The organism is Veillonella sp. KGMB01456, from assembly GCF_023051165.1.
Lineage (GTDB): Bacteria > Bacillota > Negativicutes > Veillonellales > Veillonellaceae > Veillonella_A.
Genome location: NZ_JALKIG010000065.1, coordinates 1 through 6,277 on the forward strand (window position 1 = coordinate 1; position 6,277 = coordinate 6,277).

A 6,277-nucleotide genomic window follows, 5' to 3' on the forward strand; every position below is an offset into this window, starting at 1 on the left:
AGGGAGCTGTAACTGAAATGTGAGTTAAAAAACTCAATTTCGTTACAGCCCCTTTCTTTTTATACTCACTATAAGTCTTTTAGTTAAAACTTAAGTTTTACGACAAAACCTACAGTAAGTGATTTCTATTCAATTATTATTTGCTAGCCAACTGGTTCAAGATTTCTTGAATCTGTGCACGCAATTCTTGGTTTTCTTGTTCCTGTTTTGCTACACGGCTATTCAAGTTTTCAATTGTAGAAGCCTGGTTGGACACAACTTCGGCTAACGCAGATTTGGAGTAATTAGAGTACTCATTGCTGCTACCGAATTTAATGCTTACGCCGGCGTTGAACATGTTTTCACCGCCACCCATGCTGGTACCAACGGAGAACATTACATCGTTAGACGGACGATAGAACGCACCTAACGCTACAGCATTAGCACCTTTGTAGTTACCGTAACCGGCTGCGAAGTCCCATTTTGCACTTGGATCGAAGTCCTGTGGATGCAAGGCTGCTAAAGCGGCTGCACCGGCACCTACACGATCAAGACGGTTGTCTAATTTGCTTACTTGGTTGCTCAAGTTGGAAACACCACCGTTGAGGTTAGTGATGCTGTCATTGATGGAACTAATGCTTTCGCTGTTAGCCTGTACTTGGTTATCCAAAGCAGTTAAGTTCTGAGCTGCTGTGTTGTCTTTCTTGATGAAAGCACCCTCAGCAGATACACGAGTTTCACCTTGAATTTCTTGACGAAGCTGACTTACGTTAACAGCATCGTTATCTTTCACACCGGCTTTCACATCATGAATGATATTGTTGCCCATGCTAATGTTGTCACCTTTGATAACAACAGTATCTTTACCGTCAGCACCTTTAATAGTTAAACCGTTAGTAGATACGCTGTTTAAACCGGTTAATTCTTTGTTAAGAGCTACTTCTAATTTAGGGACTGTAGTTCCGTTGACAGTCACTTCGCTCGCAGTTGTAGTAATATTGTCACCACCAACTACATTGAATGCAGCACCCGGAGTAACATTAGCATTACCACTATCACCACCTACAGCGATTGGGTTAATATCTACGCCGATCTGTACCGGATTACCGGCGTTAGGATAGCTTGGAGTTGTTGGCTCGGTTAGAGTTGTAGGATCCGTTGGATCTGTTGGGTTAGTTGGGTTTTCACCAGTACTTGGGCTCGGTGTAATAGTTACCGTGTTAGAAGGATTTTCTACACCGGCCACATTTAAACCGATAGTGAATTTATTACCGTCACGATTTACAGTGATACCATCAGCAGCTTCAATATTAATATCTTTAAGAGCAGCTTTCAACTGTGCCACGTTAACCGCATCAGTATCTAAGTAACCGCCGGCTACGTTCATAATACGACGAGTATTGGCAAGGTACGTAGTACTTGTATTGCCGGCAGTTACCGTGTATTGAATGTTACCTACGGATACGGCACCATGACTTAAGTCATAGTCTTCACCAGTCAAGTAAGCTGCTTCTGTCAAAGACGAATCAGGAAGGACTGCAGAGTTATGACCGATAGCTACCGAGTTATTGAGTTGAGCACGTGCACTTGAACCAAGAGCAACAGAGTTGTTAACACCTTGTAAACGAGTGTTATTACCTAAGGCAATGTTATTAGCACCGGCAACACGAGAGAAGTAACCAATAGCCGTCGATTCTTCACCATGGGATTCTGCATAATGGCCAATCGCCAAGGCATTATTGGAAGATGTACGAGCCTGCTGACCCATAGCTACAGAATAGTGACCTTGTGCAATAGCAGCAAGACCTACTGCGATTGTATTAGAATCATGTGCTTCGGCAACACCACCGATAGCCAATGTTTGGAAACCATAAGATTTAGCACCCATGCCAAGTGCAATGGAGTTTTCATAAATTTTTTCAGGGTCAGTAGAAGTTCTATCATTAGTCGTAACCGGATAGTAATCTTCACTGAGTTCATAATTTACAGTACCATCAATAGGACTTACAGATGTTTTATTATCCACCGGCTCCGTCGTAACAGTTGTAGAAGTAACAACAGAAGGATGATCAGCATTAATGGCACCTACATAGGATTTATAACCCATTGCGATAGCGTTATGTGCACCTACTGCAGTCTCACCACTTACACCAATTACCGTAGATTGCGTGCCGTTGGCTAATGCATTCTGACCCATAGCCATGCTCAACTTTCTATTTGCAAAAGCCTTGTTCCCCATAGCAAAAGAGTCATCACCAGCAGCATTAGACATAGAACCTAATGCAACCGCTCTTGTACCTGAGCTATTAGCAGCATAGCCAAGCGAGAGCGAAGAATTTCCATCTGCTTTAGCACTATAACCTAAAGCTGTCGCAAACGCTTGAGACGCTCTTGACTGGCTACCAACTGCGGTCGTAGCACCGGCTGTAGCTTGAGCTGCCAGCATGCTACCTTGTGAAGCAGTGCCATTACCTGGAGCACTAATCGCCACAGCATTCGAACTACCGGTTATTGCATTGGAACCTACAGATAAACCTTCTCCAGTACCTCTATCTACTTTGTTACCTGCACTACCATTTATAGCAGCTTTTAACTGTGCCACGTTAACCGCATCAGTATCATCATAACCACCGGCTACGTTAACAATACGGCGTGTAGCATCGGCTTTACCAACGGATACAACACCTTGAGATGCAGAAAATTTTTCACCGGATAAATAAGCGGCTGTATTGAAGCTTGTTCTGGATTCTGCTACCGAATTAGAGCCTAATGCAACGGAATTCGCCAAAGAAACATTAGCACCATGACCAACAGCTGTACCGTTTATCACACTAACAGCGGAATTAGCGCCAAGTGCCGCTGAAAGGTTACCAGTCACACTAGAACCACCACCAACAGCTACACCTTCATTACCGCTAACAGTAGAACTTTGACCAATCGCAATTGCTTCATTATTAGTAGCTTTTGCAGCATAGCCTACAGCGATAGCCATAGTTGTTAAATTACCCGTACCACCAGCAACAGAGGCATTACCTATTGCAATACTATCTTTTTTCTGAGCCGTTGCCTGGTAACCAATCGCCGTAGCACTCTCGGCACTAGCATTAGCTAAGTTACCTAAAGATATTGCCTTTAAACCACTTGCTTTAGCACCACCACCAACTGCCACAGCAAGATTGCCGGTTACACTGGAACTCCCGCCAATAGCTACACCTTCATTACCTGAGGCCACTGCTTGACCACCAAGAGCAATCGCTTTCGCATTAGAAGCAGATGCTTGATAACCGGCAGCTATAGCCATCATGTAGTTTGATGCACCACTAGTTGTAGCACCACTACCTAACGCAATACTCCCCGTCTGATTAGCCTTTGCTTGATAACCAACTGCTGTGGCAGCCCCGGCACCAACGCTTTGGTAACCTACGGCCGTTCCTTGAGCGCCAGTTGCCGAGGCGGAATTACCAAAAGCAGTTGCAAAGCCACCTGTTGCTTGAGATCCTGCACCAACTGCCGTTGCGGATCCGCCTGTAACATTTGCATTCTGACCAATTGCTACGGCATTAGACTGTGTAGCTGTGGAGCCTGTGCCAATGGCAACACCATTACCTGTGCCATCTGCATTGTCCACGGCCAACACAGATTGTCCACCCCAGAAAGTACCTGTTACAGCAAGTACTGTTCCCATTACCGCTAAACGTTTACCCACACTTAATCTTTTTTTCATTATTTTTTCTCCTTACTCACTCGAATAATAATTTCGTTCTATTTTTCAATAAATAAACTCAAACAATCAAAAAAACTTATGAAGGACTATCTAAACTTTAATTACAATTCCATCATAAAGCTCAAACTTTTTAAATCGATATTTTTCGTTTCATTGCCAATTCAGAATATCACATTAATCCTATCTTCACAATAGGAATTTTATTCTCTATTTTTTCCATTTTAATGCCACTTATTGTTTTTTTAATCACTTTTTCAGTCCATTATCATTTAGTTATATATCTCAATATTTAAATCTATCTATATAAAATCTGTGTTTTTTGCCACTATGATTTTCATCTTACTCTCAATATATTTTTGCCATTTAGTAAATAAATTTATATCATTTTAGCATTATTTTTACACGAATTGTTTAAGAATATAAAAAAGCCATGACTAAGGTCAGAAACACACAATTTTCATGCGTATTTGCAAACCACTAGTCATGGCTTTTAAACGAGTTTTTTAGTACTATTTAGTTGTCCTTCTACAGAGGACTCAGAGAGATATTTTTTAATTTCACTTGAATTATATCTCTCTTAAGTTCTCTTAGTTAAAACTATTAATATAGTATAGGGAGTTTTTTTTTGTACTAACTGCTGTACCAAAGCTTCCAATTTAGCAATGCGGTCGTTCTGAGCAGTTAATTCAGCTTGCTGATTCTGAATCTGCGTAGCCTGTGCCTGATTAGCCGCTGTCAATTGATTAATCCGCTGTTGCGCTTCCTTACCAGCCAATTGCTGATTTGCTGCAGCTTCTTTTTGTGAGGACGTACCAAACTTCCATGTCACGCCGGCATTTGCCATCACTTTAGAATCATCACTGCCATAAGCAAGACCTGCATTAAACATAGTCGAATCATTTACATAATGAGCAACACCTAACGCCATTGCATTATGGCCGCGATAAGTACCAAGAGCTGCCATAATCTGAGTTGGTTCTGCCGGATCATATTGAATTGGTTTTAAACCACTCAATGCGGCACTTAATGCCCCAACATTTTTGACTTCACTTTGTACTTCGCCAACCTTATTAGATACCTCATTCAATTGACGTACGTTTACAGCATCTGTATCATTAACACCATCTGCCACATTGGTTAAACGACGTTCATTACCAACCGAACCAATAGATACTGTATTTGCTTCAGAAGCCACAGAATTGGCACCTAAAGCTACCGAATTTTCAGCAGTTGCTTGAGAGTTAGCACCTATAGCCGTTGCATTATCAGCAGTAGCTGCAGCATTGGTTCCATAAGCTGAAGCATAATCACCAATTGCTTGTGAATTTTTACCGGTTGCTAATGCACCTTCACCATCAATTGTACCGCCGGCAATACCACCCTGATTTAATGTATCTAAAATACTATTGGCGGTAGAAGCCGCACTTGTTGCCGTGGAGGCTGCATCAACAGCTATTTGTGCGCTGCTATCAGCGGCGGTCGCACTCGACTCTGCACTCGCTGCACTACTATCAGCCGCAGCGGCACTAGACGTAGCAGTACTTGCACTGCTATCAGCGGCGGTTGCACTCGATGCGGCACTGCTGGCACTACTGTCAGCAGCCGTTGCACTCAATGCCGCACTGGAGGCACTACTATCAGCTGCATTTGCGCTCGATGCCGCAATGCTTGCACTGCTATCGGCTGCGGTTGCGCTCGACGCTGCACTGCTTGCACTACTATCGGCTACTGTTGCACTCGACGCTGCACTGCTTGCACTACTATCAGCGGACGTTGCACTAGATGCGGCACTAGATGCGCTTGTTGATGCAGAAGTAGCACTAGACGCAGCACTGGACGCGCTCGTAGAAGCTTCAGTAGCACTCGCTGCTGCACTAGAAGCGCCTGTGGAGGCTACTGTTGCAGTGGATTCAGCACTGGACGCACTTGTTGATGCGGAGCTAGCACTAGAGGCGGCGCTAGATGCACTTGTTGAAGCTTCTGTAGCACTAGATGCGGCACTAGAGGCGCTTGTAGAGGCTTCAGTGGCGCTAGATTTAGAACTGCTTGCACTTGTGGATGCTTCGGTCGCACTGGATTCAGCACTGGACGCACTTGTTGATGCGGAGCTAGCACTAGAAGCGGCGCTAGAGGCACTTGTAGATGCTTCAGTAGCACTAGATGCGGCACTAGAGGCGCTTGTTAAGGCTTCAGTGGCGCTAGATTTAGAACTGCTTGCACTTGTGGATGCTTCGGTGGCACTGGATTCTGCGCTGGACGCACTTGTAGATGCGGAGTTAGCACTAGAAGCAGCACTCGACGCACTCGTAGAGGCTTCAGTAGCACTAGATGCAGCACTGCTTGCACTTGTTGAGGCAGAAGTAGCACTAGAGGCGGCGCTAGAGGCGCCGGCAGATGCTACGGTTGCACTGGATTCAGCACTGGACGCACTTGTTGATGCGGAGGATGCACTACTATCAGCAGCTGTTGCACTACTTGCTGCACTAGATGCGCTTGTAGAGGCTTCAGTGGCGCTAGACTTGGAACTGCTTGCACTTGTTGATGCTTCTGTGGCGCTAGAAACGGCACTGGACG

The 6,277-nt window shown here is 44.4% G+C and carries 2 protein-coding genes; both read right to left on the reverse strand.

Annotation, left to right across the window (positions count from 1 at the left end):
• Positions 1 to 136 precede the first annotated feature (136 nt).
• A complete protein-coding gene (locus tag MXE28_RS11060) occupies positions 137 to 3,703 on the reverse strand; it encodes a YadA-like family protein (RefSeq protein WP_226974682.1) in 3,567 nt (1,188 codons plus the stop codon).
• A 577-nt stretch (positions 3,704 to 4,280) separates the two neighbouring features.
• Positions 4,281 to 6,277, reverse strand: a 1,997-nt coding sequence (locus MXE28_RS11065) for a YadA-like family protein (RefSeq protein WP_247240171.1), incomplete at its 5' end; no start/stop codon positions are given.

Bases quoted from the DNA above. Each gene is read 5' to 3' on its own strand.
- MXE28_RS11060 (WP_226974682.1), bottom strand. From the start codon at position 3,703: ATGAAAAAAAGATTAAGTGTGGGTAAACGTTTAGCGGTAATGGGAACA.